Annotated in this window: 24 protein-coding genes; 10 read left to right on the top strand and 14 right to left on the bottom strand. The window is 61.9% G+C overall.

The genetic code is table 11. From position 1 onward, the window contains the following. Nucleotides 1-5 precede the first annotated feature (5 nt). The 4 genes from cyoC to ACP15P_RS01705 all read left to right on the top strand — a co-directional run bounded on the left by cyoC (nt 6) and on the right by ACP15P_RS01705 (nt 4,821). Nucleotides 6-647: a cytochrome o ubiquinol oxidase subunit III gene (cyoC, locus tag ACP15P_RS01690; RefSeq protein ID WP_424926756.1), complete on the top strand. Its 642-nt coding sequence runs from the start codon at nt 6-8 to the stop codon at nt 645-647. Then, on the top strand, nt 644-991 hold the full coding sequence (cyoD, locus tag ACP15P_RS01695) for a cytochrome o ubiquinol oxidase subunit IV (RefSeq protein ID WP_424926757.1): 348 nt from the start codon (nt 644-646) through the stop codon (nt 989-991). Before cyoC ends, cyoD begins: the two co-directional genes overlap by 4 nt. Next, complete coding sequence (locus ACP15P_RS01700) at nt 988-1,710, top strand: SURF1 family protein (protein ID WP_424926758.1); 723 nt, start codon at nt 988-990, stop codon at nt 1,708-1,710. The genes cyoD and ACP15P_RS01700 overlap by 4 nt, the downstream gene beginning before the upstream one ends. A gap of 321 nt (nt 1,711-2,031) precedes the next feature. Beyond that, the gene (locus ACP15P_RS01705; protein WP_424926759.1) at nt 2,032-4,821 is read left to right on the top strand and encodes a bifunctional aconitate hydratase 2/2-methylisocitrate dehydratase; all 2,790 of its coding nucleotides are present in this window, start codon (nt 2,032-2,034) and stop codon (nt 4,819-4,821) included. 309 nt (nt 4,822-5,130) lie between these two features. Here the strand turns inward: ACP15P_RS01705 and ACP15P_RS01710 are convergent, their stop codons facing one another. The 4 genes from ACP15P_RS01710 to ACP15P_RS01725 form a co-directional block, all read right to left on the bottom strand. Next, complete coding sequence (locus ACP15P_RS01710; RefSeq protein ID WP_424926760.1) at nt 5,131-5,973, bottom strand: metal ABC transporter permease; 843 nt, start codon at nt 5,971-5,973, stop codon at nt 5,131-5,133. After that, nucleotides 5,970-6,833, bottom strand: coding sequence for a metal ABC transporter permease (locus tag ACP15P_RS01715; RefSeq protein WP_424926761.1), 864 nt, complete (start codon nt 6,831-6,833; stop codon nt 5,970-5,972). The genes ACP15P_RS01710 and ACP15P_RS01715 overlap by 4 nt, the downstream gene beginning before the upstream one ends. Next, nucleotides 6,830-7,732 (bottom strand): manganese/iron ABC transporter ATP-binding protein, encoded by a 903-nt coding sequence (locus tag ACP15P_RS01720; RefSeq protein WP_424926762.1) that lies wholly within the window; start codon nt 7,730-7,732, stop codon nt 6,830-6,832. The genes ACP15P_RS01715 and ACP15P_RS01720 overlap by 4 nt, the downstream gene beginning before the upstream one ends. An 85-nt stretch (nt 7,733-7,817) precedes the next feature. Beyond that, entirely contained in the window at nt 7,818-8,723 is a 906-nt protein-coding gene (locus ACP15P_RS01725) for a metal ABC transporter substrate-binding protein (RefSeq protein WP_424926763.1), read from the bottom strand. A 204-nt stretch (nt 8,724-8,927) separates the two neighbouring features. On the opposite strand from ACP15P_RS01725, the gene ACP15P_RS01730 reads away from it, so the two are divergent. From ACP15P_RS01730 to rnk, 3 genes are all read left to right on the top strand, one after another. After that, entirely contained in the window at nt 8,928-9,620 is a 693-nt protein-coding gene (locus ACP15P_RS01730; protein WP_424926764.1) for an NnrU family protein, read from the top strand. Nucleotides 9,621-9,672: 52 nt separating this feature from the next. Further along, nucleotides 9,673-11,028, top strand: a complete 1,356-nt coding sequence (hemN, locus tag ACP15P_RS01735) for an oxygen-independent coproporphyrinogen III oxidase (RefSeq protein WP_424927290.1) — start codon at nt 9,673-9,675, stop codon at nt 11,026-11,028. Nucleotides 11,029-11,418: 390 nt separating this feature from the next. After that, entirely contained in the window at nt 11,419-11,859 is a 441-nt protein-coding gene (gene rnk, locus ACP15P_RS01740; protein ID WP_424926765.1) for a nucleoside diphosphate kinase regulator, read from the top strand. A gap of 13 nt (nt 11,860-11,872) precedes the next feature. Here the strand turns inward: rnk and ACP15P_RS01745 are convergent, their stop codons facing one another. The 5 genes from ACP15P_RS01745 to ACP15P_RS01765 form a co-directional block, all read right to left on the bottom strand. Then, entirely contained in the window at nt 11,873-12,517 is a 645-nt protein-coding gene (locus tag ACP15P_RS01745; RefSeq protein WP_424926766.1) for a bifunctional 4-hydroxy-2-oxoglutarate aldolase/2-dehydro-3-deoxy-phosphogluconate aldolase, read from the bottom strand. After that, nucleotides 12,514-13,425 (bottom strand): PfkB family carbohydrate kinase, encoded by a 912-nt coding sequence (locus tag ACP15P_RS01750; RefSeq protein WP_424926767.1) that lies wholly within the window; start codon nt 13,423-13,425, stop codon nt 12,514-12,516. Before ACP15P_RS01750 ends, ACP15P_RS01745 begins: the two co-directional genes overlap by 4 nt. Before the next feature lie 112 nt (nt 13,426-13,537). Next, nucleotides 13,538-14,860, bottom strand: a complete 1,323-nt coding sequence (locus tag ACP15P_RS01755; RefSeq protein ID WP_424926768.1) for a TRAP transporter large permease — start codon at nt 14,858-14,860, stop codon at nt 13,538-13,540. Next, complete coding sequence (locus tag ACP15P_RS01760) at nt 14,853-15,431, bottom strand: TRAP transporter small permease subunit (RefSeq protein ID WP_424926769.1); 579 nt, start codon at nt 15,429-15,431, stop codon at nt 14,853-14,855. Before ACP15P_RS01760 ends, ACP15P_RS01755 begins: the two co-directional genes overlap by 8 nt. Before the next feature lie 84 nt (nt 15,432-15,515). Then, complete coding sequence (locus tag ACP15P_RS01765) at nt 15,516-16,538, bottom strand: TRAP transporter substrate-binding protein (RefSeq protein ID WP_424926770.1); 1,023 nt, start codon at nt 16,536-16,538, stop codon at nt 15,516-15,518. A gap of 162 nt (nt 16,539-16,700) precedes the next feature. Here ACP15P_RS01765 and ACP15P_RS01770 point away from each other — a divergent pair, with 162 nt between their 5' ends. Further along, nucleotides 16,701-17,738: a LacI family DNA-binding transcriptional regulator gene (locus ACP15P_RS01770; protein ID WP_424926771.1), complete on the top strand. Its 1,038-nt coding sequence runs from the start codon at nt 16,701-16,703 to the stop codon at nt 17,736-17,738. A gap of 12 nt (nt 17,739-17,750) precedes the next feature. On the opposite strand, the gene ACP15P_RS01775 is transcribed toward ACP15P_RS01770, so the two are convergent. The 5 genes from ACP15P_RS01775 to ACP15P_RS01795 all read right to left on the bottom strand — a co-directional run bounded on the left by ACP15P_RS01775 (nt 17,751) and on the right by ACP15P_RS01795 (nt 24,099). Continuing rightward, entirely contained in the window at nt 17,751-18,875 is a 1,125-nt protein-coding gene (locus ACP15P_RS01775; protein WP_424926772.1) for a DSD1 family PLP-dependent enzyme, read from the bottom strand. Between the two features lie 78 nt (nt 18,876-18,953). Then, nucleotides 18,954-20,024: a tartrate dehydrogenase gene (locus tag ACP15P_RS01780; protein ID WP_424926773.1), complete on the bottom strand. Its 1,071-nt coding sequence runs from the start codon at nt 20,022-20,024 to the stop codon at nt 18,954-18,956. 9 nt (nt 20,025-20,033) lie between these two features. Then, entirely contained in the window at nt 20,034-21,116 is a 1,083-nt protein-coding gene (locus ACP15P_RS01785; RefSeq protein ID WP_424926774.1) for a tartrate dehydrogenase, read from the bottom strand. A gap of 13 nt (nt 21,117-21,129) precedes the next feature. Next, on the bottom strand, nt 21,130-23,133 hold the full coding sequence (locus tag ACP15P_RS01790) for a tripartite tricarboxylate transporter permease (RefSeq protein ID WP_424926775.1): 2,004 nt from the start codon (nt 23,131-23,133) through the stop codon (nt 21,130-21,132). Nucleotides 23,134-23,145: 12 nt separating this feature from the next. Continuing rightward, nucleotides 23,146-24,099: a tripartite tricarboxylate transporter substrate binding protein gene (locus ACP15P_RS01795; RefSeq protein WP_424926776.1), complete on the bottom strand. Its 954-nt coding sequence runs from the start codon at nt 24,097-24,099 to the stop codon at nt 23,146-23,148. A 235-nt stretch (nt 24,100-24,334) separates the two neighbouring features. On the opposite strand from ACP15P_RS01795, the gene ACP15P_RS01800 reads away from it, so the two are divergent. Both ACP15P_RS01800 and ACP15P_RS01805 read left to right on the top strand, forming a co-directional pair. Then, a complete protein-coding gene (locus ACP15P_RS01800; protein WP_424926777.1) occupies nt 24,335-25,282 on the top strand; it encodes a LysR family transcriptional regulator in 948 nt (315 codons plus the stop codon). A gap of 50 nt (nt 25,283-25,332) precedes the next feature. Next, nucleotides 25,333-26,241 carry a LysR family transcriptional regulator gene (locus tag ACP15P_RS01805; RefSeq protein ID WP_424926778.1) on the top strand — a complete coding sequence of 303 codons (909 nt, stop codon included), beginning with the start codon at nt 25,333-25,335 and terminating at the stop codon, nt 26,239-26,241. Nucleotides 26,242-26,331: the final 90 nt, after the last annotated feature.

Here is a 26,331-nt window from a genome sequence, read left to right on the forward strand (position 1 = left end):
GGGACATGGCAACACATACCGCGAACGCGCCGGACGGCGATTACGAGTTCTACGTCGTCGAGGACGGGCATCACGACGGAGAGCATCACCACGAAACCGGCACCATGCTGGGCTTCTGGATCTATCTGATGAGCGACTGCCTGATTTTTGGCATCCTCTTCGCGATCCATGCCGTGGTGGGCACGAACTATGCCGCAGGCCCCTCGCCCGCCGATCTGTTTGAGATCGACAAGATCCTGCTGGCGACGGCGTTTCTGCTGCTGTCGTCGATCACCTACGGGTTTGCCGTGATCAACATGCAGCAGAAGAACCAGTCGGCCATGATGAAGTGGCTGGCGGTGACGGGGCTGTTTGGTCTGGGCTTCCTGGGGCTGGAACTGCTGGAGTTCTCGCATCTGTGGCATATCGGGGCCGGACCGGGCGCCAGTGCGTTTCTGTCGTCCTTCTGGATCTTGGTGGGCACGCACGGTCTGCACGTGACGGCCGGATCGATCTGGCTGGTGGTGCTGATGGTTCAGGTGTCGATGCACGGTCTGACCGAGGCCAATGTGCGGCGGGTGTTGTGCCTGAGCCTGTTCTGGCACTTCCTTGACCTGATCTGGATTGGCGTCTTTTCCTTTGTTTATCTGACCGGGGTGCTTCTATGAGTTCCGAGAGTCACGGTTCCTACCGCTCCTACATCATCGGTTTCGTCCTGTCGGTGATACTGACGGCAATCCCCTTCTGGGTGGTGATGTCCGGAGTGGATATCAGCCTGGCCTGGGCGATTGCGATCATCTTTGGTCTCGGCGCGATCCAGATCATGGTGCATGTGCACTACTTCCTGCATGTGACGGTGAAAGCCGAACAGGGCTGGCAGGTGATGTCGATGGTGTTTACGGCCGTTCTGCTGGTGATTGTTCTGGCGGGGTCGATCTGGGTGATGACGCATCTGGATGAGAACATGATGCCCGCCCATGAGCAGATCGAAAGGGTTCGCAACCTGCCATGACCGGCGATGGCGGGCATGCGGGCCGCCCGCTTTGGGTAGACTTGGTCATTATTGCCCTAGCCTTCGTGGTGTTTGTGACCCTGCTTCTGCTGGGCAACTGGCAGATGCGGCGTCTTGAGTGGAAGCTCGATCTCACTGAGGCGGTGGAAACGCGGGCCTATGGCGATCCGGTGAGTGTTGAGGGCCTGGTGCAGCCTCCGGAATACCTGCGGGTTGTCGCGGATGGTACGTGGCGGCACGATCTGGCTCTGCGCGTCAAGGCGGTGACGGAGCTTGGCGCCGGGTCCTGGGTGATGACGCCGCTTGAGGGTGCGGACCGGACCGTCTGGGTCAATCGCGGGTTTGTGCCGAGTGGTCTCGACCCAACTGAATGGACGCGGCCGGAGGGGCCGGTTGAGGTGACGGGTCTGGTCCGGGAAAGCCGCCCCGGGGGTACCCTGCTTGAGAGCAATGATCCGGAGGCCGGGCGCTGGGTGTCAGCGGATATTCCGGAGATGTCCCGCACCGCCGGGATTAATGCGGCGCGGTATTTCATTGATGCGGACCACCAGGGGGAGCCGGCGGCGTGGCCGCGTGGGGGGCTGACGAAACTGGAATTCCGCAACACGCATCTGAGCTACGCCCTGACCTGGTATGCGATGGCCGCTCTGTTTCTCGGGGCGATGGCCTATGTGATCCGGCAGAGGGTGCGCAAATCCGGGGTTGTAGAGGAACAGTAGAGGACGTGGTCAAGCCACGGCGTGCGGTGTAGTGGCGCACTATACTCTCGCGGTTTTCGGTCTTCATTCGGCGTTCCGTAAATCAATCTTCACGGTTTCTTACCGGAACTGTCCAATTGTTGAGCATCCTGGATGTGACGTAACGGGTGCGCAATAATGAGACGTTGCCGCCTCATGCGGACATGCTAGCTTAAATTGTAGGAATGCGTGGCTTGCAATTGCCGGCCGCTTTGTATACTATTGCACACAATTCGGACGGTGGTTGACTGACCGGACCAAACCAAACGCCAAAAATCATCAAAACCGTGAGCGGAAAAGCCAATGAGCCTGTATGCCAGCTACCTTGACGAAATTGACACGCGCAAGATCCAGGGGCTGAGCCCCAAGCCGATTGATGATGGCGCACTGCTTGCGGAGATCATTGAACAGATCCGCGACACAGGTCACGAGCATCGTGCGGATTCGCTGCATCACTTCATCTACAACACCGTGCCCGGCACCACGAGCGCGGCGGGTGTGAAGGCAAAGTTCCTCAAGGAGATCATCCTGGGCGAGGCGAAGGTCGAGGAGATCACGCCGGACTTCGCGTTTGAGCTGCTGTCGCACATGAAAGGCGGGCCTTCGGTTGAGGTTCTGCTCGACCTGGCGCTGGGTGATGACAAGGCGATTGCGGAACAGGCCGCAGAGGTACTGAAGACGCAGGTGTTCCTCTACGAGGCGGATACCGACCGTCTGGAAGAGGCGTACAAGGCCGGCAACACCGTCGCGGCGGACATCCTCAAAAGCTATGCCGATGCGGAGTTTTTCACCACGCTTCCAGATGTGGACGAGGAGATCGAGGTTGTCACCTTCATCGCGGCTGAGGGCGACATTTCCACCGACCTTCTGTCGCCGGGCAACCAGGCCCATTCCCGCGCCGACCGCGAGTTGCACGGCAAGTGCATGATTGATGAGGCCGCGCAGAAGCACATCGAGGAGCTGAAGCTTCAGCACCCGGGCAAGCGTGTGATGCTGATCGCGGAAAAAGGCACGATGGGTGTGGGCTCGTCGCGCATGTCGGGTGTGAACAACGTGGCGCTCTGGACCGGCAAACCGGCCTCGCCCTACGTGCCGTTTGTCAACTACGCGCCGGTTGTGGCCGGTACGAATGGTATTTCCCCGATCTTCCTGACCACCGTTGGCGTGACCGGCGGTGTGGGTGTGGACCTGAAGAACTGGGTCAAGAAACTGGACAGCGACGGCAAGCCGATCCTGAACAATGACGGCAACCCGGTTCTGGAGCAGAAATATTCCGTTGAGACCGGTACGGTTCTGAAGATCAATACGAAGAAGAAGAAACTCCTGAGCGAGGATGGTGAGGAATTGACCGACATGTCGTCGTCGTTCACGCCGCAGAAGCTTGAGTTCATGAAAGCCGGTGGCTCCTATGCCATCGTGTTCGGCAAGAAGCTTCAGACGACTGCCGCCGAAATCCTGGGCGTTGAGCCGAAGCCGGTCTTCGCGCCGTCCAAGGAAATCAGCCACGAGGGTCAGGGTCTGACCGCCGTTGAGAAAATCTTCAACGCCAATGCCGTTGGTGCCACACCGGGCAAAACGCTGCATGCCGGGTCGGACGTGCGCGTGAAGGTCAATATTGTGGGCTCGCAGGACACCACCGGTCCGATGACCGCGCAGGAACTGGAAGCCATGGCGGCGACGGTTCTGTCCCCCGCCGTGGACGGGGCCTATCAGTCGGGCTGTCACACGGCGTCGGTTTGGGATGCGAAGGCGCAGGCCAACACGCCGAAGCTGATGGCGTTCATGAACAAGTTTGGTCTGGTCACGGGTCGCGATCCGAAGGGTCAGTATCACGCAATGACCGACGTGATCCACAAGGTGCTGAATGACATCACCGTGGATGACTGGGCCATCATTATCGGCGGCGACAGCCATACGCGCATGTCCAAGGGCGTGGCCTTCGGAGCGGACAGTGGCACCGTGGCACTGGCACTGGCGACCGGTGAGGCCTCGATGCCGATCCCGGAATCGGTCAAGGTGACCTTCAAGGGCCAGATGGCGGATTACATGGACTTCCGCGACGTGGTCCACGCAACCCAGGCGCAGATGCTTCAGCAGTTCGGCGACAACGTCTTCCAGGGCCGTGTTATCGAGGTGCATATCGGGACGCTTCTGGCGGACCAGGCGTTCACCTTCACGGACTGGACGGCCGAGATGAAGGCCAAGGCGTCGATCTGTATTTCCGAGGACGAGACGCTGATCGAGTCGCTGGAGATCGCGAAGAGCCGCATTCAGATCATGATCGACAAGGGCATGGAGCATGAAAACGGCATGCTCGCCAAACTGATCGCGATTGCCGACAAACGTATCAAGCAGATCCGGTCGGGCGAGAAACCCGCGCTGAAGCCGGATGCGAATGCGAAATACTTCGCGGAAGTGGTTGTCGATCTCGATCAGATCGTTGAACCGATGATTGCGGATCCGGACGTGAACAACGCGGACGTGTCCAAGCGTTATACCCACGACACGATCCGGCCGATTTCCTACTACCGTGCGGAAAAGCACGTCGATTTGGGCTTTGTCGGATCGTGCATGGTGCATAAGGGAGACGTGAAGATCGTCGCCCAAATGCTGCGCAATCTTGAGGAAGCCACCGGAAATGTCGAGTTCAAGGCGCCGCTGGTCCTGGCCGCGCCGACCTACAACATCATTGATGAGTTGAAGGAGGAAGGCGACTGGGAGGTTCTGCAGAAGTATTCGGGCTTTGAGTTCGATGATTTCGCGCCGAAGAAGGAAGCCCGTACCGAGTACGAGAACATCCTCTATCTTGAGCGTCCCGGATGTAACCTCTGCATGGGCAACCAGGAAAAGGCGGCCAAGGGTGACACGGTTCTCGCAACCTCGACCCGTCTGTTCCAGGGCCGTGTTGTGGCGGATTCCGACACCAAGAAGGGTGAATCGCTGCTGGCCTCGACGCCGGTGGTTGTGCTCTCGGCAGTTCTGGGCCGGACACCGACGGTGGACGAGTACAAAACGGCGGTGAAGGGGATCGACCTGACGAAATTTGCGCCGCCGAACCAGACGCCGATCGACACGAAATCGGTTCACTTCTGATCGGTTCAGAGATTTGGAGCGTGGCGGTTCCGGCCGCCATGCCCTGCCCCCTTATCCGTGGCGGAGGCGTTTCTTTCAGCTTCCGGACACGAGGCACGACGCGCTATACCTGACTTTGGGAGAGCTCCAACCCAGTTGCACGGCGCGGGTCGCGTAAGAGCCCGAAACCATTGAGCAGAGGCCAACCTCGGGGATGCCCTCCCGGGGGGAAAGTCGGGCATGGCGTGTCGTGCCGACACGCCGGGGAAGACGATGGGGATGTGTGCAACATCACATGAGTCGTTGAAGTTGCGCCGTTTTAGAGGACCGTCAGTTCGGGGATACGCTGGCCGAGACGCGGCGGGTCTGGACCATGCGTCGGATGAAGGCCAGCACGAAGATAGCGGTCAGGATCAAAATGATGGTCGGTGCCGGGGCGCTGTCGAGGAAGAAGCTGAGATACGTTCCCAGCACCATCGACACGGAACAGACCACGACCGAGATCACCAGCATCCAGCCGAAACTGCGCACGAGCAGGAAGGCTATGGCGCCAGGCGCGATCAGAAGCCCAACGGCGAGGATCAGGCCGGTGGCGGACAGGGTTGCCACGACTACCAGCGACAGGATTGTCAGAAGACCGTAGTGCAGCAGATCGACCGGCAGGCCCGAGGCTTTGGCCTGGGCGGGGTCGAAGGCGTGCAGCATCAGGTCCTTCCACTTCAGCAACAGGGCCGCGACGACAAACACTGCGATCAGACCCGCGGTCCAGAGGTCCTGCGGCCCGACGCCGAGCATGTTGCCGAAAAGAATGTGGTCCAGATGCACGTTGGTCTGGATCGAAACGTAGATGACGATGCCGAGGCCGAACATGCCGGAGAAGACGACGCCCATGACGGTGTCCTGCTTCACGCGGCTGTTTTCCGCGAGGTAGCCGGTGGCGATGGCGGTCAGCATACCCGCGGCGAATGCCCCGAGGATCAGGGGAAAGCCCAGAATGTAGGCGAGTACGATGCCTGGCAGAACGGCATGGCTGACGGCATCGCCCATCAGCGCCCAGCCCTTGAGCACCAGAAAGCATGAGAGCATCGCGGTGGGGACAGAGACGATGAGTGAAATCCAGAAGGCGTTCTGCATGAAGGCGAACTGGAAGGGCATCAGCAGGGTTTCGATCATGGCGTAGCCCCCTCCTCGAGTGCCGCGGCGGCTTTGCGTTTAGCCGCCAGCAGCCCGTGTTTTGGTGCGAGGATGAAGGTGGCAAGGAAGATCAGGGTCTGCAGGACCACGATGATGCCGCCAGTGGCACCGTCGAGGAAATAGCTGAAATAGGCGCCGGCGAAGGCGGTCCCGGCACCGATCAGAACGGAAGTCAGGATGAGGCGCGGGAAGCGGTCGCAGAGCAGATAGGCCGTGGCCCCAGGTGTGACGACCATGGCGATAACGAGGAAGGCCCCGACCGTCTGCATGGCGGCGACGACACAGGCGGAGAGCAGAACGAAGAAGATCGCCTTCAGAAGACCGGGGCGCAGGCCGATGGAGCGGGCGTGGCTTTCATCAAAGAACACCACCATCAGGTCCTTCCATTTCAGGAGCAGGACGAAAAGCGAGACGAAGCCGATCAGGGCCAGTTGGAGGGTGTCCTCCGGCGTGATGGCGAGGATGTTGCCCATGGTGATGGTCTGGATGGAGACGGCCATGGGATTAACCGAGGCCATGAACAGGCCGAGGCCGAAGAAAGAGGTGAAGATGATGCCGATGATGACGTCGACCTTGAGGCCCGAGCGGTCCGAGAGAAACAGCATCGCGGCGGCGGCGAGGCCACCGGAGAGGAACGCGCCGATCGCAAAGGGCAGTCCAAGGATGTAGGCCCCAGCGACACCGGGCACCACGGAATGGGAGAGCGCGTCACCGATGAGGGACCAGCCCTTGAGCATGAGATAGGCCGACAGGAAGGCACAGACGCCGCCCACGAGGGCGGAGACCCACATGGCGTTGGTCATGTAACCGTAGGAGAAGGGCTCAAATAGGACGCTCATTTGCGTTCTTCCTGAACGCGGGTTTCGTCGCCATACTGCACGAAGGGCCGCTCATCATCAGTGAAGATGGAAAGTTTACGGGCGTCGTCATCGTCATGGAGGTCCGCGCCGCCGAGCGTGAAGTGACGCAGCACCCCGCCAAATGCGGTCTGGAGGTTGTCCCGGGTGAATGTGGTCTCGGTGGGGCCGTAGGCGAGCACGGTGCCCTTGACCAGCACGGTGCGATCGCAGAATTCCGGGACGGTGCCGAGGTTGTGGGTGGAGACGAGGATCACCCTGCCCTCGTCGCGCAACTCACGCAGGAGCGCGATGATCTGTTCCTCGGTCTGGACATCCACGCCGGTGAAGGGCTCATCGAGAAGGATCACCTGGCCTTCCTGGGCCAGGGCGCGGGCGAGGAAGACGCGTTTTTTCTGGCCGCCTGACAGTTCGCCGATCTGGCGGTGGCGGTAGTCCTGCATGTTGACGCGGCCAAGTGCGGTTTCGACGGCCTCGTGATCGACCTGCGACGGGCGGCGCAGGAAGCCCATATGGCCGTAGCGGCCCATCATCACTACGTCCTCGACCAGTACCGGGAAGGACCAGTCGACCTCCTCCGACTGTGGAACGTAGGCCACGAGGTTTTTCTTCAGGGCCTGTTTTACCGTCATGCCGAGGAGTCTGATCTCTCCTTGTGCGGCGGGAACAAAGCCCATGATCGCTTTGAAAAGAGTGGATTTTCCCGAACCGTTGACGCCAACCAGCGCCGTGACCGTGCCGCGCGGAATCGCAAAACTCGCGTGGCGCAGAGCGGTGTGGCCGTTGCGGTAGGTTACCGTGACGTCACGGGCCTCGATGCCGCCGGTGATGTCTTCGGCCTGCGTGTCTGCTGCTCCACCGGTGAGGTCTTCAGGTGTCATGCGGTACTTTCTGACCAAAAGGCCGGGGCGCAGCGAGGCCACCCCGCCCGGAAAAATGCCCCGGTTTTGGGCCCCAAGGAGATACTCAGTTCATGTTTGCGGTTAACCCATCCACCACAGTTTGGGAGGTGACCCTGAGGAGGTCAAGGTAGGTCGGAACCGGCCCGTCGGGCTCAGACAGGCTGTCGACATAGAGAACGCCGCCATAGGTTGATCCGGTTTCCCGCGCCACCTGCTCGGCGGGTGCGGAACTGACCGTGCTTTCGCAGAAGACCACCGGGATGTTGTTGTCGCGCACGCCGTCGATTACGGCGCGGACCTGCTGTGGCGTGCCCATCTGGTCGGCATTCATGGGCCAGAGGTAAAGCTCCTTCATACCAAAGTCGCGGGCGAGATAGCTGAACGCGCCCTCGCAGGTGACGAGCCAGCGCTGCTCTTCAGGAATTGCGGCAATCTCCTCGCGCAGCGGTTCGAGTGTCGCGCGAAGCTGCTCGGCATAAGCTTCGGCATTTTCGCCATAGATTTCCGCGTTGTCGGGATCGTGTTCAGCGAAGGCCGCGCGGATGTTTTCGATATAGGTCAAGGCGTTGTCGAGGCCCATCCAGGCGTGGGGGTTGGGTTTGCCCTCATAGGCGCCGGCGGCGATGGGGATCGGGTCGATGCCTTCGGTCAGGGTAACGGAGGGCACATCGCGAAGGTTGCGCAGGAACTGTTCGAACCAGAGTTCGAGGTTCATGCCATTCCACAGAATGAGGTCGGCGTCCTGGGCCCCCACGATGTCGCGCGGTGTGGGCTCGTAGCCGTGAATTTCAGCGCCCGGTTTGGTGATCGACACCACCCCCGCCGCGTCGCCCGCGACGTTTTCCGCCATGTCGGCCAGAACGGTAAAGGTGGTCACGACCTTCATCCGGTCCTCGTCCGCGAATGCGGGACCGGTCACAAGACCGAGGGCCGCCGCCCCTGCCAGGAGACGCATGGTGATGTCCGTCATAAACTGTCCTTTCCGGGTGGTTGACTGGGGCGATGCCACAGGACCAACGCGCTACACTCGATTGGGTTGCAGGTAAGGTAGCGGCAAATTTCTTTTTTGCAACTGCAATTCATTCTCAATAAGCTGATTTTGAATGTGCCGCAGGGTCGGGACAAGCCAACGCGTCTCGATTACAATCGCGACGACAGAATTGGAGGTACCCCAATGGGTGGATGGGCGGAATTCGGTCTGGCCCTTGCGGTGTTCGTTGGCAGTCATTTTCTGCCAAGGCTTGGCGGTCTTCGGGACCGGCTGATCGGGCGGTTTGGACGTCGACCGTATTTCCTGGTTTACGGTGTGGTGTCGGTCATCCTGCTGGGCTGGCTGATCGGTGCGGCGGGGCGTACGCCATATGTCGAGCTGTGGCCGCAGATGCCGTGGATGCGGTGGGTACCGAATGTGGCTCTGCCGGTAGCGATTTTGCTGGTGACCTGTGGTGTTGGCCTGCCGAACCCGTTCACGCTGGGCAGTCGGCGGAATGCCGTGTTTGATCGGGAGAAGCCGGGTTTTGCGGCGGTATCACGGCATCCGCTGTTTGTGGCTCTGGCGCTGTGGGCGGGGTCGCATCTGGTGGTCAATGGGGACCTGGCCCATGTCATCCTGTTCGGGATTTTCCTCGCCATGGCGGTCGTGGCGATCCCGGTTTTTGACGGGAAGGCCCGCCGGGAGCTGGGGCCGGATGCGGGGCGGTTCCTTGACCGGACCGCGGTTCTGTCGTTTGCGCCGCTGTGCCAGAGGACGTGGTTGAAGGCGAATGGCCCTGCCCTGCTGCGGCGGGGTTTTGTGGGGCTGATCGTTTGGGTCGGGGTACTGGAGTTTCATGTGGCGGTGATCGGGATTTCCGCGCTTCCACTGTGATTTTTTGATCCTGCGCAATGTTTGGACCGTGAAAACGGTCCATACCGCCGCCATGACCCAGATTGAACGCCTTCGAAGCCTCGGCCTTTTTGATGCCAGAGTGCCCCGCTACACCTCCTATCCGACCGCACCGGCCTTCTCGCCCAATGTGGGCGCACGGGAACAGGCCTGCGCCCTTGCGAAGCTGAACCCGGATGAGCCGGTGTCGGTTTATCTGCACATTCCGTTTTGTGAGCGGCTGTGCTGGTTCTGTGCCTGCCGGACGCAGGGCACGGCTTCGCTGACCCCGGTGGAGGCCTACATTGGCACGCTGGAGCGGGAACTGGAGCTGCTGGCCGGGATTTTGCCGAAGGGTCTGCGCATGGGGCGGATGCACTGGGGCGGTGGGACGCCGACGATCCTGCCACCCGACCTGATCCATCGGCTGGCGAATGCGGTTAAGGCGGTGATTGCACCGGCGGAGGGCTGGGAGTTCTCGGTTGAGATTGACCCGACGATGGTTGATCGGGCCAAAATCGCGGCGCTGGCTGCGGAGGGGATGAACCGGGCCAGCATAGGCATTCAGGATTTCGACCCGAAGGTGCAGGACGCGATTGGGCGTATTCAGCCGTTTTACGTGACGCTGAACTGTGTTGAGGATTTGCGCGACGCTGGCGTTCATTCTCTCAATGCGGATCTGGTGTATGGCCTGCCCTATCAGGACATGGCGCGGCTTGATGACACTGTGTCGAAAGTGCTGGACCTGGATCCGGACCGGATTGCTCTGTTTGGCTATGCCCATGTGCCGTGGGTGTCGAAACGGCAGCAGCTTATAAGGGACGAAACCCTGCCGAAGGAGGTTGAGCGGTTTAAGCTGGCCGAACATGCAGCGCGGCGGTTTGGGGATGCGGGGCTGCGGGCGATCGGGATCGACCATTTCGCGAAGCCCGCGGACACGCTCGCCATCGCAGCGGAGACAGGGCATCTGCGGCGGAATTTTCAGGGATATACGGACGACACCTGCCCCACGCTGATCGGGATCGGGGCCTCGTCCATATCGAAACTGCCGACAGGGTACATTCAGAACGCGGCGGCGACGCCGGCCTATACGCGCAGCATCGGGGATGGGCATCTGGCCGGGGCGCGGGGGCATCTGATGACCGCGGGTGACCGGCTGCGGGCGCGGGCGATCGAGATGATCATGTGTGATTTCCGGCTCGACCTTGGGGCCCTTCGGCGGGACCACGGGGAGATTGCGGAGACGCTGCAACCGGATGTGGCGATGGTTTTGCGGATATTTGGGAACCTGGTCGCGGCCACACCCGACGGGTTTGAGATCAGGCCGGAGGGGCGTGCGCTGACGCGGATTATCGCCAGCCGGTTTGACGCGCATGTGCCGAATGGCGCACGGTACAGTCAGGCGTCCTGACGGCACATGTGGCAGGGTGGGGATACCCGGGGCCGCCGAATTTTCGGAGCGGCAAGCGCGGCCCCGGGATTGAAATTGGCACAGGTGAGGCTACGTTTCCCTTCATGAGCACGCGCAACAGTGAGATTCGGTTTCCGCTTCTGAACCGCCCCGATCCCCGGGCGGTTCGCGGTTGTGCGTGCTCCTGACCACCCGGGGTTTATGACCTGAAGAGCGGCAGTGTCGCCGCCCCGTGCCGGGAAAATTTCCAAATCACCAGTGCCACAGCGACGGCCCCGTACGGGGTCAGGCATTGCGGCAGTCGTACAGGGCGGCAGGTCAGGGAAGCCAGTCGCTTTTAACGGAAAACCATCTGCAAAGCCCCGCTCAAGCGGGCAAATGGAGGAAACAATGAATAAAACAGTGAGAGGGACGCAGGCCGGAGGCCGTCGTCCCAGGGTTGTTATCAGCGAGGCGCATCTGGAGCATCTGGAAGCTCTGGCGGAGGGTGCGTACAAGCGCAATCCGGATCTGGCTGACCGGTTCATGGAGGAACTGGGTCGGGCGCGGATCGTGCCGGCGGCGAAACTGCCGAAGAACGTCGTCACGATTGGCCGCAGGGTGACCTATCTTGACCAGACGACCGGCACGGAGACGACCGTGACCCTGTCCCGGCCGGAGGATGCGGACATTTCCAGCGGGCGGGTGTCCATTCTGACGCCGATTGGTGTGGCTCTGATCGGGCTGGCGGAGGGCGCGTCGCTCGCCTGGCAGACGCGCGGTGGCGAGACCCGGCGTCTGAAGGTTCTCGCGGTTGGCGAGCATGAGGCGGCCGGCGATCCGCTGAACTGAGGCGGGTGAGCGGTCAGGCCAGCGATGCCGCGGTCATGGTTGCGATGGACTGCGCCATGACCGTCGTCATTTCCGGCAGCGGCCGGTAGACGCCGGATTTTGCGTACATCCACGATCCGCCAACCGAGAGCACGCCGGGAAGTTCGGCATAACCGGGCAGCTTGGGCTCCTTGATGCCACCGGACGGCATGAACTGGACGTCGGGGAAGATGCGGCAGAAATCCTTTAGGGTTGCAGCTCCGCCGAAGCCCTCGGCGGGGTAGAATTTCAGCAGTTTCTGACCGGCCCGGCGGGCGCTGATGATCTCGCCCGGCGTGATGACGCCGGGGATGTGGGCCACATCCGCGTCGCGCGTATGGTCCTCGAGTTCGATGCAGCGGCCGGGGCTGATGGTGAAATCGGCGCCCATCTCCACGGCCTGGTCGAAGGTATCCCGGTCCATGACGCTGCCCGCACCGAGCACGATCTCCGGATGGGCAGCCCGCACGGAGCGGAACACGTCATGGGCGGGATCAGTCCGCAGGGTGATTTCAATGGCGCGGCCCCCGCCCTCGATAAGCGCGTCGACCGCTGCAAGGCATTCGTCATGGGATTTGGGATCCAGCACGGGAACGACACGAACGGATTTCAGGGCGGCGATCAGCTCCGGTGCCTTCATCGGTAGGTTCCATTCATCAGTTCGAGGGTGTCCGCACGGTTTGGTGCGCCGAGACGGCCGCCGACCACGGTGCATTTCAGCGCGGCGGCTGCGCTGGCGAAGCGGATGGCCTGTTCCTCCGTCTGACCCTCGGCCAGTGCCTGCGTGAAAGCGCCGTGGAAAACGTCGCCGGCGGCGTTGGTGTCCACGGCCTGGACCTGCGGTGTGGGGACGGCGTGGACCATGCCGGCATCGGAGCCGGTCCAGAGGGAGCCGTTTGCCCCGCAGGTGATACAGGTGAAACAACCGTATTCGGCGCTGATCCAGCGGGCGGCGGCGTGCATGTCCGTTGTATCGGCCAAAATTGAGGCGCCTTTTTCGGAGGCCACGACATGGGTGGCACAGGCGGCAAGCCGGGAGAGGGTTGCGCTCTCGGCCACGTCGGCGTCGAAAACGGCAATCCGACCGGCGTCGCGGGCGGCGGTCAGTGCGGCCTGGGCCGCGCCCGGCCAGCGCACATCGGCCATGACGGCGGAGTATTCGGACATGGGTGGCAGGTCGGACGGCGATGGCGGCGCTTGGGTGAGCGGGTCGTAATCGACCACCACCCAGCGTTCGCCATGCTCGTCGACCAGGATGGTGGCGTTCGCCGTGCGCCCGTTGGCGACGCGGCGGATATGGGAGCAGTCGACGCCCTCCTCCGCGATTTCGGCGATGATGGCGTCACCTACCGCATCGTCACCGACACTGGCCCAAAGCGACGCCCTCCCCCCGAGACGTACGGCTGCGGTGGCGGCGGTGGTGGCCATACCGGAAGCGGTGCAGACGCGGCTGTCCGACAGGTATTTGCCCGATCCCGCGGAGAACCCGCGCACGGTGTAAAGCGTGTCCAGCGAGAAGGCTCCGACAAACAGGACGGGCAGTGTCATGGGACGGGTTCCAGTGGTCAGTGGGTTTGTGCGGGGTCCGGGGTTTTGCAAGCATCGCGGGAGCGGTCCGCCCCATCCGAAGGAAAGGCGGACCGGAAGGGGCCGGACCAAGTCAGCCGTGGCCGGTGATGCCGGGGAAGAGGATCAGCATCATGACGGCAATGATCTGAAGCCCGATGAAGGGCAGCAGCGCCTGGAAGATCTCGCCCAGCGAGATGTCCGGTGGCGTTACCGATTTTAGATAAAAGGCCGCGGGCCCGAAGGGGGGCGAGAGGAAGCTGACCTGCATGTTCATGGCGAAGAGCACACCAAACCAGACCGGGTCGTAGCCGAGGTCAACGACGACGGGCACGAAGATCGGCATGCAGAGCAGCGCGATGCCAACCCAGTCGAGGAACATGCCCAGGAAAAACAGAATGCCCATCATCAGGAGGATAATGACCACCGGTTCCTCCGACACGCCGCGGATCAGTTCGGAGACAAAGCGCGTGCCGCCCATGAGGTTAAAGACGCCCACCAGGGCCGTTGCGCCAATGCCGATCCATACGATCATGCCGACAGTTGCCAGTGTCTGTTTGATGGCGCCGCGAACCAGTTCGATGGTGAACTCGCCACGGATTACGGTGGAGAGCAGCACCCCGATCACGCCAATGGCCGATGCCTCGGTCACGGAGGCGATGCCGCCATAGATCGAGCCGAGCACGAAGATCACAACGAGAACCGGCAGGAACAGCGCCTTTAACAGGCGGAGTTTTTCGGCGCGGCTCATTTCATCGGGTTCGGCAATTGGGGCCATGGCCGGGTTCATGTAGGCGCGAATGAGGATGTAGGCCGCGTAGAAGCCCGCGAGCATCAGGCCCGGCAGGAAGGATGCGGTGAACAGTTCACCGATCGAAACGTTGGCGGTCAAGCCGTAGATGATCAGCACGATAGAGGGCGGAACCATCGTGCCGAGCGCTCCACCGGCACAGCAGACACCGATGGCCAGTTTGCGGTCATAGCCGAGGCGCAGCATCTGTGGCAGGGCCAGCATGCCGAGCAGGATGACCTCGCCACCGATGATGCCGGACATGGCCGCGAGGATCACGGCCACCACAAGCGTCTGGATGGCGACACCGCCGCGCAGGCGGCCGCCGACCATTTTCATGGCGTCGAACAAATCGCGGGCGATGCCAGAGCGGTCGAGGATGGCCGCCATCAGCACGAACATGGGCACCGAGACGAATACGAAGGAGTTGATGAAGCTGAAAATACGGCTGGAGATCAGCGGCACGGCCATTGGGCCCATCCAGCCAAGGGCGAAGATCAGGGCGACGAGCAGCGTCACGAAGGCGAGCGGCATACCCGTGAGCAGAAGCACGATCAGCATGACCAGCATGGCCACGCTCGCGCCCTCGATGCCGAGGACTTTCAGGTCGGGGATAAGCTCAATCATTGGTCGGGGCCTTTCGCGCGTGGTTGTACGCGAGAATCAGAAACTGCACCGTCAGCGCGACAAGAACAAAAAACAGGAAGGCCTTGATAAGACCGGGGAAAGGCGGGTTCCACGCGGAGCCGCTGGTCTCTAGCCGGAACTCACCCTGGGGAGTCCAAAGAGAGCGTTTGACGCCCTGCCAAGACGCCCAGGCAAACATGCCGCAGGAGGCGGCGCAGACCAGGGAGATACAGACATCGACGACGCGCCGCGCCCGCGATGACAGGGTATTGTAGAGAAGAACAACGCGGATGTGCTTGTCCTGGGCCGCCACGAAAAGCCCGCCGAAGGCGAAGGCCGCGGCGTTGAGCATGATCACCGTTTCATGCGCCCAGGTCGTGGGGCGGTTGAACACGTAGCGCATGATGACCTCAAAAAAGAGGATCCCGGCGGAACACAGAATGCCGATGGCAAATATGATCCCGAGGGCCTGAATGACGCGGCCCAGCAGGCCGGCTTCGGGAACGGCATTGGCCAGTTCGCGGGGCGCCTCGGCGACGTCCGGTCCGGTTTGATGATCGTTGGTTGACATGGCTTCCCCCCGGATGCCCTGGGCTGTGGCAAAAGGCCCCGCCGTATTGCAACGGCGGGGCCGGCATTGGTGTTTATGTCCCGATTATTCGGACATCAGGCCCTTCTCCTCAAGGTAGGCTACGAGGGTATCGTAGACCTTCTGGGATGCGGGCGATGCGGCTGCGGCCTCTTCCCACTGGCTGCGGGCGATGGTGCGGAACTTCGCACGCTCCTCGTCGGACCAGTCATGCACGGTGATGCCCTCGTCGAGATTGGCCAGAGCCTCCTCGTCGCTCGCGCGGATCTGTGCAACCTGGTATTCGGCGTATGCGTCGACGCTTTCCTCAAGACCGGCCTGGATGTCTTCCGGCATGCTGTCCCAGATGCCCTTGTTGATGCTGATCTCGATCAGCGGCAGGGAGTGGAAGCCAGGCTGTACCGGGTGCTTGGCGATGTCATGCAGACCCTGGGACTGGTTGGTCGCAAAGGTGCTGTAGTCGGCCGCGTCGATCACGCCCTTGTCGAGCGAGGTGAAGACTTCGGAGCCCGGCAGGTTCACCGGAGCGGCGCCTGCTGCGGCAAACACCTTCTGCACCATGCCTTCGGGGGCGCGCATTTTCAGGCCGGCGAGGTCGTCAACACCGTCGAGGGGCACCTTGGAGACGAATGCCTCAAGACCGGGTGTGGTGGCGCCGATGAAGTGCAGGCCATAGGGCTCGAGCATTTCATTCATCAGTTCCTTGCCACCGCCATTGCGGACGAAGTCCAGCATCTGCTCGGGCGCGGACCATGCGCCAACCGGGTTTGCGATCAGGCCGAAGGCGGGCTCGCGACCGGAGAAATAGGACGTGTCGGTCAGGTGGCCGTCAATGATGCCGGCGGCAACCGCGTCCTGGGTTTCGTTATGGGCAACGATGGTCTCAACCGGCAGCAGTTCGACAACCACGCGGCCGTCGGTTTTTTCCTCAACCAGTTTCGTCCATTCCTGGGCGTAGATGAAGTTCGCGTTGCCGGCGGGATCGGATGACTGGAATCGCAGCGAGTATTCCTGTGCGGTGGCTGCGGATGCCAGAACGGCGGCCATCACGCCTGCCGCCAGAGGCAGGCTCAGGCTAAATTTTTTCATCGGACTCTCCTCCTGGGTACCGTGTTAAAGCCCTTTGCCACGCGGGAATCAACGCGGTTCAAAAAGGCTTTGCAGGTGTATAGTTGGGGTGACAATGGTTACGCAATCAATTTATGCTGCGGGTCAGGCCCGTGAGGAGTTGAGGCGCAAGTATCTGAAATCATGTCTGGAAAAAGGTCATCATCCCTGGGCACGCCATCGCTCGCCGATGTTGCGGAGCATGCCGGTGTCAGCGCTATCACGGTGTCCCGGGCGCTGCGAACCCCGGAAAAGGTCTCAAAGCACCTGCGCGACAGGGTGGAGGCGTCCGTCGCCAAACTGGGTTATGTGCCCAACCCGGCGGCGTCGGCTCTGGCCTCGACCGTGAGCACCACGATTGCGCTGATTCTGCCATCCCTGACGAACACGGTGTTCGATGATGTCCTGCATGGACTGTACGAGGGGCTTGGGGATGCGCCCTATTTTTTGCAGATCGGCAATTCCCATTACAGCGCGCTGAAGGAGGAGGAGCTGATCCGTCAGTTCATTCGCCAAAAGCCCGCGGCCTTTATCGTCACGGGATTTGGGCAGACCGAGCAGTCGCACCGGATGCTGAAAAACGCTCGCTGTCCGGTGGTTCAGATCATGGATGTGGGACGGGAGACAGTCGACATGTCAGTCGGGTTTGACCATGTGGCGGCCGGGGCGGCGGTGGCGCGGCATTTTCTCGACTGCGACTACCGGAGGCTGGGATATATTGGCGCGCGGCTCGACGTGCGGTCGCAGCAGCGGATGCAGGGGTTTATTGCGGCGGCGGCCGGGGACGCGCCGGTGGACGACCGGCGCATTGCCACGTCGCCTGCTGACTCCTCGGTGGGGCTGGGGCGTCAGCTGCTGGAGCAGCTTCTGGCGCGGGCGCCGGATACGGATGCGGTTTTCTGCAACAATGACGATCTGGCGGTTGGGGCGTTGATGGAAGCGCGGCGGCGGAAGTTCGATGTGCCGAATGCCCTCGGCATTTGCAGTTTCCATGACAATGAGTTTGCGCGTCACATGATCCCGCCGATTACGGCAATTGCCACGCCCCGGAAGGAGATCGGAAAACGGGCCATTGAGATGGTGCTGGCGGAGATCAGGGAGCCGAATTCGGTTCGGGAGCGGCACTGCGATCTCGGCTTTGAACTGATGCACCGGGAGACCACACGACCGGTTGCCGGTTGAGCCCGCCCTGCCCTACCAGCCGCTGAAGCGTTTCCAGACCGGCATTTCGGGACCACCATCGGCCGGGATCACGTGATAGCGGTCGTGCTGGGCGGCCGTCGCGCAGGCGTGGTTTGGCAGGATGCGCAGGCGTGTTCCAGGCGGCAGGTCGGGCATTGCCGCGCCGGAGCCCTCGCGTACGGAGATGATGCCGTGTTCCTGGTTCGCGGATGACAGGATGAGATCGGGAAGAATTTCGCCAGCCTCATTGCAGACCAGGCCGTAGCCCTGGTCCACGGCCTGGGCGGCGGTGCCACGGTCGCGGGACATGGCCATCCAGCCCGCATCCACGATGGTCCAGCCGCGCTCCGGTTTCTGGCCGATGACCGTGGTCAGAACGGAGATGGCGATGTCGTCGGGATCACAGACGCCAATTCCGGCCATGACAAGATCGAAGAACACGTAAACCCCGGCCCGCATTTCCGTGACGCCGGTCAGATCACGGGCGGCATGGGTCGTTGGAGTGGAGCCAACGCTGACAATGGGACAGGGCAGACCGGCTGCGCGCAGGCGTTCAGCGGCCTGTACGACTGCAGCGCGTTCGGTTTCGGCGAATTCAGCCTGGGCGTCGCGGCCACTGGCGCCGTAGCTTTCGCCCGCATGGGTCATGACGCCGCGCAGGGGAATGCCGCCGTCATGGAGGATGCGGGCGATTGGCACGAGAGCGGGATCGTCGGGAACGAGACCGCCGCGATGACCGTCGCTGTCGATCTCGATGAGGACCGGGATGCCGCCGCCCGCCGCAACCACGGCTTCCGCCTGGGCGGTGCTGTCGAGGATCACCATGAGGTCGCAGCCACGGCTGCGAATGTCGAGAACCTGGGCAAGCTTCTGCGGCGCGATACCGACGGCGTAGAGAATGTCGGTGAAGCCCGCGTCGGCGAAGACCTCGGCCTCGGCCAGAGTGGAGACCGTGACCGGCGCATTCGAGCTTTCGGTCAGGCGGTGCGCGACCTCAACGTTTTTGCAGGTCTTGAGATGTGGGCGCAGGGTCACGCCCAGCTCCCGTGCCCGGTCGGACAGGCGGTCGACGTTGCGCGTCATGCGTGCCTCATCGAGCAGCAGGCAGGGTGTGGGCAGAGTGTCGAAATTTGGCACGGGTGGCTCCTGTCCGGTTTGGGGATGCGGCATGACCTTTTCACCGAACCGGCCGCATTCATTCAACCCTGTTCCGCGTCAGGTCAGGGCGTCGGCAATGGCTTTACCACAGGCAACGGTATCCGCACCGCCGCCGAGATCGGGGGTGCGGAGTTTTTCCTGAGCCAGAACGGTTTCAATGGCGGATACGATATCCGCCGCCGCCTCGCCGTGGCCGAGGTGGTCGAGCATCATGGCACCGGCCCAGATCTGGCCGACCGGGTTGGCGATGCCCTGCCCCGCGATGTCAGGGGCCGAGCCGTGGACGGGTTCGAACAGGGACGGGAAGTCGCATTCCGGGTTGATGTTGCCGGAGGGCGCGATGCCGATGGTGCCGGTGCAGGCGGGGCCAAGATCGGAGAGGATGTCGCCGAACAGGTTTGAGGCCACGACCACGTCGAAACGGTCGGGGTTCAGGACGAAATGGGCGGTCAGGATGTCGATGTGGTATTTGTCGACGCTCACCTCCGGGTATGAGGCCGCCGCCTCCTCCACACGCTCGTCCCACCAGGGCATGGTGATGGAGATGCCGTTCGATTTGGTGGCCGAGGTCAGGCGCTTGCGCGGACGGCTTTGCGCGAGGTCAAAGGCGTATTTCAGAACGCGGTTCACGCCGTGGCGGGACATGACGGTTTCCTGCATCACCACTTCGCGCGGTGTGCCCTCGAACATGCGGCCACCGATGGAGGAATACTCGCCCTCGGTGTTCTCGCGCACGATCCACATGTCGATGTCGCCGGGCTTGCGGCCAGCCAGGGGACAGGGGACGCCAGGCATCAGACGCGCGGGGCGCAGGCTGATATACTGGTCGAACTGGCGGCGGAACTGGATTAGCGATCCCCAGAGCGAGATGTGGTCCGGTACGGTTTCCGGCCAGCCGACCGCGCCGAAGAAAATGGCGTCGTGGTTTTCGATTTGCGCCTTCCAGTCGTCGGGCATCATCTGGCCGTGTTTGGCGTAGTAGTCGCAGGAGGCGAAACGGAACTCGTCGAACTCGAGACCGATGTCGTGGCGCTTGGCTGCAGCCTCAAGAACCCGCAGGCCTTCGGGTACGACTTCCTTGCCGATGCCGTCGCCGGCGATGACAGCTATTTTCAAGTGATTGCTCATCGTTTTATCTCACTCATTCCGGCCGCGAAGGGCGTCAATCACCGCATCCGTGACCATGCGCGTTGTGGCTTTGCCGCCAAGATCGGGCGTGTGCAGGTCGGGGTTCGCGGTGACGGTTTCGACCGCGTGCATCAGCCGGTCGGCGGCAGGTTTTTCGCCGAGGTGTTCCAGCATCATGGCTGCGGTCCAGAAGGTCGCGACCGGGTTGGCCGTGCCCTTGCCGGTGATGTCGAAGGCGCTGCCGTGGATTGGCTCGAACATGGAGGGGGTTTCACGTTCGGGGTTGAGGTTGGCGGTTGGGGCTACTCCGATGGAGCCGGAGAGAGCGGCCGCGAGGTCGGAGAGGATATCCGCGTGAAGGTTGGTGGCGACGATCGTGTCGAGGCTGCCGGGGTCCATGACCATACGGACCGTCATGGCGTCCACCAACATTTTGTCCCAGGTCACATCGGGGAAGTCCTGGGCGACCTCACCCGCAATCTGGTCCCAGAGAACCATGCCGTGCCGCTGGGCGTTGGATTTGGTAACGACGGTCAGGAGTTTGCGGGGACGGCTTTGCGCCAGCTCAAAAGCGAAGCGGATGATGCGCTCCACTCCTGCGCGGGTGAAGATCGACACGTCCGTGGCAATTTCGAGCGGCAGGCCGGGATGGGAGCGGCCACCCTGCCCGGCGTATTCGCCTTCGGAGTTTTCACGTACGATCACCCAGTCAAGTTCGCCGTCATTTACGTTTCGCAGTGGCGACTGGATGCCGGGCAGAACGCGCGTGGGGCGCACGTTGGCGTACTGGTCGAGCGGCTGACAGATCGCGAGGCGGAGGCCCCAGAGAGTGAGGTGGTCGGGCACGTCCGGCGCACCGACGGCCCCGAACAGTATGGCGTCGAATTTGCGCAGCTGGTCCGCGCCGTCCTTTGGCATGAACTCACCGGTGCGCTTGTAGCGGTCGGTGGACCAGTCAAACCCCTCAACCTCAAACCCAAAGCCGCCGTCACGTTCAGCCAGCACGTCCAGAACCTCGAGGCAGGCATCGACAACTTCCACACCTATCCCGTCACCGCCGATGGCGGCGATTTTGTGCAGTCTCTTGCTCATTCAGGTCTCCAGTTTAGAAAAACAGTCCGATTGGCATGCGCAGAAGCAGCACATTCGCCATCAGCCACCAGAAGCCGGTGCAGATAACGGCCCCGGCCAGGATCCAGACCGCCCATGTTTTGGCCGGTCTGGGTTCGAAATTTGCGGTCAGCATGATCAGGACAAAGGCCCCAAAGCTGCTGACCAGAAAGCCTAGGACGGGCATCAAAATGACCCAGCCCATCATCACGGCCGCAAGCGCCAGGCGTCGTTTTGCCCCGGTGTCGAAGTGCATCCCCTCCCCCGGCTCGCCGGCAGGGCGGCGCAGGTGCAGAATGATGAGGGCAACGGAAAAGCCGATCAGGGCGACCGCGATGGTTTTGGGGAAGACCGATCCGAGCGCCGACATGCCACCCGCCAGCGTGAAGATCCAGATGCCGAGCAGGATGAACAGGGTCGCGATGACCATGGAGGGAACGTCGCGGGTTTTGACCTGTGGCGGGATGTTGATGCCCGCGTCGGTCAGAGGGGACCGCGCGCCCTCCAGCTGCGCACGGCGGCGGGATTTCCATTCGGACCAGAGCGGGAACGCCAGGGTCAGGACGGCGGCGAGGATGATGCCGATGCTGATCGGACGATTGAAGAACATGCCCGGCAACTGTTGCGTGGCATTGCCGATCAGCCAGGTCTGCACGAAGCCCTGCTCGGCGATGGAACCGAGTACGAGGCCCAGAACGATGGGTGACGGCTGGAAGCCGTAACGGTTCAGGATCCAGGCGATGACACCGAGGCCGACCATCAACTGCGCGTCGTCAACATTCGAATGAATGGCGAAGGAGCCGATGATGGTCATGAGAGCCACGGTGGGCGCGAGCAGTGTTTTCGGCACCTTGATGATCGAGTTGTAGGCGTAGCGGCCGATCAGGAGACCTACGGGCAGCATAAGGACCGTGGCGATCAGAAGCCCCCAGATGAAGGTGTAGACCACCGGTGCATCCGTGGTGAACAGGGTCGGTCCGATCTTGATGCCCTGAACCAGCAGGGCCCCAAGGATGATGGCGTCGGGAGGTGTGCCAGGGATGCCAAGCACGAGTGTGGGGATGAACCCGCCGCCAACGGTGGCGTTGTTGGCGGCCTCGGTAGCGACCACGCCGTCCGGGTTGCCTTTGCCGAAGCTTCCGGGATCGTCGGAGGCGCGGCGGGCCTCGGAATAGGACACCAGGCCGGCGATGGAGCCGCCGGCACCTGGAAGGATGCCTATGACCGTGCCGATAATCGAAGAGCGGATGATGTTGAACTTGCGCTTCATGGCGAGCGCGAAGCCTTCCGCAAGCCGGAGGCCACCGGTCTCGGACGGTTTGAGGTGCGGATCGCGGGTGGCAACGAGGTCGAGGATAACCGGGATGCAGTAAAGCCCGATGATGGCGGAGGTCAGGTCCACGCCCGCTAGGAAGCGCTGCATGTCCATCGTGTAGCGGACATCGCCGCCCACCACGGCCACGCCAACCATGGACAGGAAGAGACCGATGCAGGCTCCGATCAGGCCCTTCATCGTGTTGCCAACTGACAGGGCCGAAATCAGGGTCAGGCCGAAGATCGCGAGCCAGAAATACTCCGTGGGGCCGAACGCGAGGGCAACCGCCGCAAGAGGGGGTGCCATCACCAGAAGGGCAATGGCCCCGACTATGCCGCCGGAGACGGACGCGAGGGTGGCGAGGGATACGGCAAGCCCCCCGTCCCCGCGTTTGGCCATTGGGAAACCATCAAAGGTCGTGGCGATGGCCGAGGGCGTGCCGGGCGTGTTGACCAGGATGGCGGCATAGGCGCCGCCATAGATCGCACCTGTGTAGATCGCGCCGAGGGCAATGAGGCCCGCGGCGGGATCCATGGTGAAAGTAAAGGGGACGAGAACGGCCACCGCCATGGTTGCCGATAGTCCAGGCAACGCGCCAATTACCGTACCCAGTGCCACGCCCACAAGCGCAAGCACCAGGTTGAACGGCGTCAGAGCGTTCAGCAGATAGCCGAAAACGTCCATTCCTGTGATCCGTTACTCGATGATGCCGAGGGCTTTGGCGCCTTCGGTGTACTCTTCGGTACGCTCGGCAACAAAAGCGTCCATGTCAGCATAGCCAACATCGGTCAGAACAAAGCCGCCGCTTTCCATCTTCTCGACAAAGCCGGGCTGGGAATTGATCTCGGAGACAATGTCGGAGATTTTCTGGCGCAGTTCCTCGGACGCGGATGCGGGTACGGCTACACCGCGATAGGCTCCACCGACGATGTCATAGCCAAGTTCCTTAAAGGTCGGCACGTCAGGGAATGCGGGCATGCGCTCCTCCGAGGCCACAGCGAGGATGCGGATCTCGTCACCCTGGGCGACGCCGGAGGTTGCGTAGTTAAACCCGGCCGTTGTCTGGCCGCCGAGAATTGCCGTAATGGACGGGCCGGTTCCGGTGAAGGGAACGTAGGTGGTAACGATGTCTGCGGCGTCATTGAGCTGTACGCTGGCCAGGTGGTTCGCGGAGTTGGAGCCTGAGCCCGCGAATGTGGCCATGCCCGGGTTGGCTTTGGCGTATTCGATCAGCTGCTCAAGCGTTTCAAACTCGCTGTCCTTACGCACGATAACGGCGTTCGGCGTGTAGTGGAAATAGTGGACGGGCGTGAGATCCTCGGTGGCATAGCCCACCGACCCGGCCAGCGGCTGCAGTACCGTGTGGGGCATGTTGATACCCATGATGGTGTAGCCGTCACCCGGCAGGGAGTTCAGCTGCGACCAGGCCTGCGCACCACCGGCACCGGGCTGGTACTGGATCACGACCTGCTGGCCCGTCACGGCTTCCCACTCGGACTGCTGGAAACGGGCTGACACGTCGGATTCGCCACCGGCGTTGAACGGAATAATGTAGGTCATCGCCTTGGTCGGGAAATCATCAACCGACTGCGCCGCCAACGGGGTCGCGGCCAGTACTCCGGCCAGAATGGTTGCAAAATTGAATTTCATTTGTTCCTCCACATGAACTGCCGTGACCTCGCCACGGACAGGTGCAGGGGCGGAGACCCTTACAGGGACCATTGCTGGTCTTTTTTCGGTTTCCTCCCCTTTCCCGTTCCGCAACGACCGCGCGTGATACGGGGGTCCGCCGGCTCAACACCGGACTACCAAAAAGAACTATAGACTGGTACCTGAAATTAATTAATTTCCAAATTGGAACATCATTATTGCGGTGAGATCATCAATGAGCGAGAGCGACCTGCGTTTTTTTGTGCTGCTGGCCCGTCGCGAAAGCTTCGTGGACACGGCCCGGGATATCGGGATTACGGCATCTGCGGTCAGCCGTCGTCTGGCACGGCTTGAGGACCGGCTTGGGGTGCGGCTGATGAACCGCACGACCCGGCGGGTGAGCCTGACCGGCGAGGGTGAGGCGTATTTTGAGAATGCCGCGCGGCTGCTGGCGGAGATTGATGAGCTGGAGAACTCGCTGCGGGCCGGGAGGGAAAAGCCATCCGGGCTGCTAAGGGTTAATGCGACCTTTGGGTTTAGCCGGGCGCATATTGCGCCGACTGTCACCGCCTTCCAGGAGGCCTGCCCGGAGGTGGAGGTGCAGTTGGTGGTTACGGATGCGCCGATGAATTTGGTGGAAGAGGGATTTGATCTGAATATCCGGTTTGGCAATCCGCCGACGAGCAACAACATCCAGCGGATGCTGATGCGAAACCGGCGCTTCATGTGTGCGGCGCCATCGTACCTGGAGCGGTATGGGGTTCCGGCAACGCTGCATGATCTGACGCGCCACAACTGCATTGTGCTGCGCCAGGAGACGGACATCTATGATATCTGGCGGTTTGACGAGCGCGGTGGCGAGAGCCCGTCGGCAAGGGTCAAGGGCAGCCTGAGCACCAATGACGGGGAAATGGCACGGGAATGGATGCTGGAGGGGCATGGCATCATGCTGCGCTCCGAATGGGACGTGTCGCATCACGTGCGCGAGGGGCGGCTGCGGGTGGTTTTGCCGGAGTTTCATCAGACCGCGAACGTGCTGGCGGTCTATCCGGAGCGGCATCATCTGACCGCGAAGGTCCGGGTGTTTGTCGAGTTTCTGACGGAAAGGCTGCGCCAGCGGAATGCCCAGGCGGCGTTTCAGATCGGAGATGAGGAGCTTTCAGGGGCCCCGCCCGGGACTTGATGGCGGCGGGTGCGTGATGCACAAACCGTATAAGTTTGCGGGATGCTATGATGAATATCGAGCAGCTGGAAGATTTCCTGGAGCTGGCGAGGGAGTTGAATTTCTCGCGGGCTGCGGCGCGTCGCAATGTGACACAACCCGCCTTCAGCCGTCGTATTGCCGCACTTGAGGTCTCGATGCAGGCACAGTTGATTACGCGCACCACGCGGAATGTTGCTTTGACGCCGGCCGGACTGGTTCTTCGCAACCGGGCGGAGACACTAGTGGGCCTGATGGCACAGACGCGGCAGGAGGTGCTGGAAGCTGCCGGGCGGGAACAGCGCAGCCTGAACCTGGCAGCGACGCACGCGCTGTCCTATACGTTCGTGCCGCGCTGGCTGATGCAGGTGGCGGGGCCGTCGGAGATCGGGACACTGAACATGGTGTCGGACACGATGCGGCAATGTCTGAACCTGATTCGGGCCGGTGAGGTCAGCTTTTTCATTTGCCATGCAGGGGCCATGCCGCCCGAAGAACTGCCGGAAAGGCAGTTTTTAGGCCGTCAGATCGGGAGCGACAGTCTTGTCCCGCTTTGTGCGCCCGATGACTCTGGCGCGCCACTCTGGCGGCTGCACGGTCCGGAGACGGTGCCGTTGATCGCGTATGCTGAGGCGTCGGGGCTGAGGGAGATTTTGGAGCGGTACTGGCGTAAGAACGGGCGTCCAAACACCTCGGCTGTCATGAGTTCGGTGCTGGCCTCGACCAATCTGGAAATGGCAAAGGCGGGACAGGGAGTAGCTTACCTACCCCGCTCTTTGGCGGACAGCGACATCGGGAACGGGACGCTGGTCCGTGCCGGGAAACAGTCGGACGAGGTCCCGGTACGCGTGATGATCTTTAGGCCCCGCGCAAGGCTGTCGCAGCATTGCGAGGCGTTTTGGGAGCAGGTCGAGACACACAGCACGATTGATGCAACGTAGGCATGAATTGAGGACGCATTGGCATTGGAAGTGATGAAGCGGGCCTGGTAGGTTGAGCGCAAACCAACGAACCAGGTTCCGACACAGGAA

Source organism: Amaricoccus tamworthensis, from assembly GCF_049800875.1.
Lineage (GTDB): Bacteria > Pseudomonadota > Alphaproteobacteria > Rhodobacterales > Rhodobacteraceae > Amaricoccus > Amaricoccus tamworthensis.

Bases quoted from the DNA above. Each gene is read 5' to 3' on its own strand.
- ACP15P_RS01790 (WP_424926775.1), bottom strand. From the start codon at position 23,133: ATGGACGTTTTCGGCTATCTGCTGAACGCTCTGACGCCGTTCAACCTG.
- ACP15P_RS01765 (WP_424926770.1), bottom strand. From the start codon at position 16,538: ATGAAAAAATTTAGCCTGAGCCTGCCTCTGGCGGCAGGCGTGATGGCC.
- ACP15P_RS01800 (WP_424926777.1), top strand. From the start codon at position 24,335: ATGAGCGAGAGCGACCTGCGTTTTTTTGTGCTGCTGGCCCGTCGCGAA.
- cyoC (WP_424926756.1), top strand. From the start codon at position 6: ATGGCAACACATACCGCGAACGCGCCGGACGGCGATTACGAGTTCTAC.
- ACP15P_RS01785 (WP_424926774.1), bottom strand. From the start codon at position 21,116: ATGAGCAAGAGACTGCACAAAATCGCCGCCATCGGCGGTGACGGGATA.
- ACP15P_RS01725 (WP_424926763.1), bottom strand. From the start codon at position 8,723: ATGACGGACATCACCATGCGTCTCCTGGCAGGGGCGGCGGCCCTCGGT.
- ACP15P_RS01745 (WP_424926766.1), bottom strand. From the start codon at position 12,517: ATGAAGGCACCGGAGCTGATCGCCGCCCTGAAATCCGTTCGTGTCGTT.
- ACP15P_RS01700 (WP_424926758.1), top strand. From the start codon at position 988: ATGACCGGCGATGGCGGGCATGCGGGCCGCCCGCTTTGGGTAGACTTG.
- ACP15P_RS01720 (WP_424926762.1), bottom strand. From the start codon at position 7,732: ATGACACCTGAAGACCTCACCGGTGGAGCAGCAGACACGCAGGCCGAA.
- ACP15P_RS01755 (WP_424926768.1), bottom strand. From the start codon at position 14,860: ATGATTGAGCTTATCCCCGACCTGAAAGTCCTCGGCATCGAGGGCGCG.
- ACP15P_RS01795 (WP_424926776.1), bottom strand. From the start codon at position 24,099: ATGAAATTCAATTTTGCAACCATTCTGGCCGGAGTACTGGCCGCGACC.
- ACP15P_RS01730 (WP_424926764.1), top strand. From the start codon at position 8,928: ATGGGTGGATGGGCGGAATTCGGTCTGGCCCTTGCGGTGTTCGTTGGC.
- ACP15P_RS01715 (WP_424926761.1), bottom strand. From the start codon at position 6,833: ATGAGCGTCCTATTTGAGCCCTTCTCCTACGGTTACATGACCAACGCC.
- rnk (WP_424926765.1), top strand. From the start codon at position 11,419: ATGAATAAAACAGTGAGAGGGACGCAGGCCGGAGGCCGTCGTCCCAGG.
- ACP15P_RS01760 (WP_424926769.1), bottom strand. From the start codon at position 15,431: ATGTCAACCAACGATCATCAAACCGGACCGGACGTCGCCGAGGCGCCC.
- ACP15P_RS01705 (WP_424926759.1), top strand. From the start codon at position 2,032: ATGAGCCTGTATGCCAGCTACCTTGACGAAATTGACACGCGCAAGATC.
- ACP15P_RS01710 (WP_424926760.1), bottom strand. From the start codon at position 5,973: ATGATCGAAACCCTGCTGATGCCCTTCCAGTTCGCCTTCATGCAGAAC.
- cyoD (WP_424926757.1), top strand. From the start codon at position 644: ATGAGTTCCGAGAGTCACGGTTCCTACCGCTCCTACATCATCGGTTTC.
- hemN (WP_424927290.1), top strand. From the start codon at position 9,673: ATGACCCAGATTGAACGCCTTCGAAGCCTCGGCCTTTTTGATGCCAGA.
- ACP15P_RS01805 (WP_424926778.1), top strand. From the start codon at position 25,333: ATGAATATCGAGCAGCTGGAAGATTTCCTGGAGCTGGCGAGGGAGTTG.
- ACP15P_RS01780 (WP_424926773.1), bottom strand. From the start codon at position 20,024: ATGAGCAATCACTTGAAAATAGCTGTCATCGCCGGCGACGGCATCGGC.
- ACP15P_RS01770 (WP_424926771.1), top strand. From the start codon at position 16,701: ATGTCTGGAAAAAGGTCATCATCCCTGGGCACGCCATCGCTCGCCGAT.
- ACP15P_RS01750 (WP_424926767.1), bottom strand. From the start codon at position 13,425: ATGACACTGCCCGTCCTGTTTGTCGGAGCCTTCTCGCTGGACACGCTT.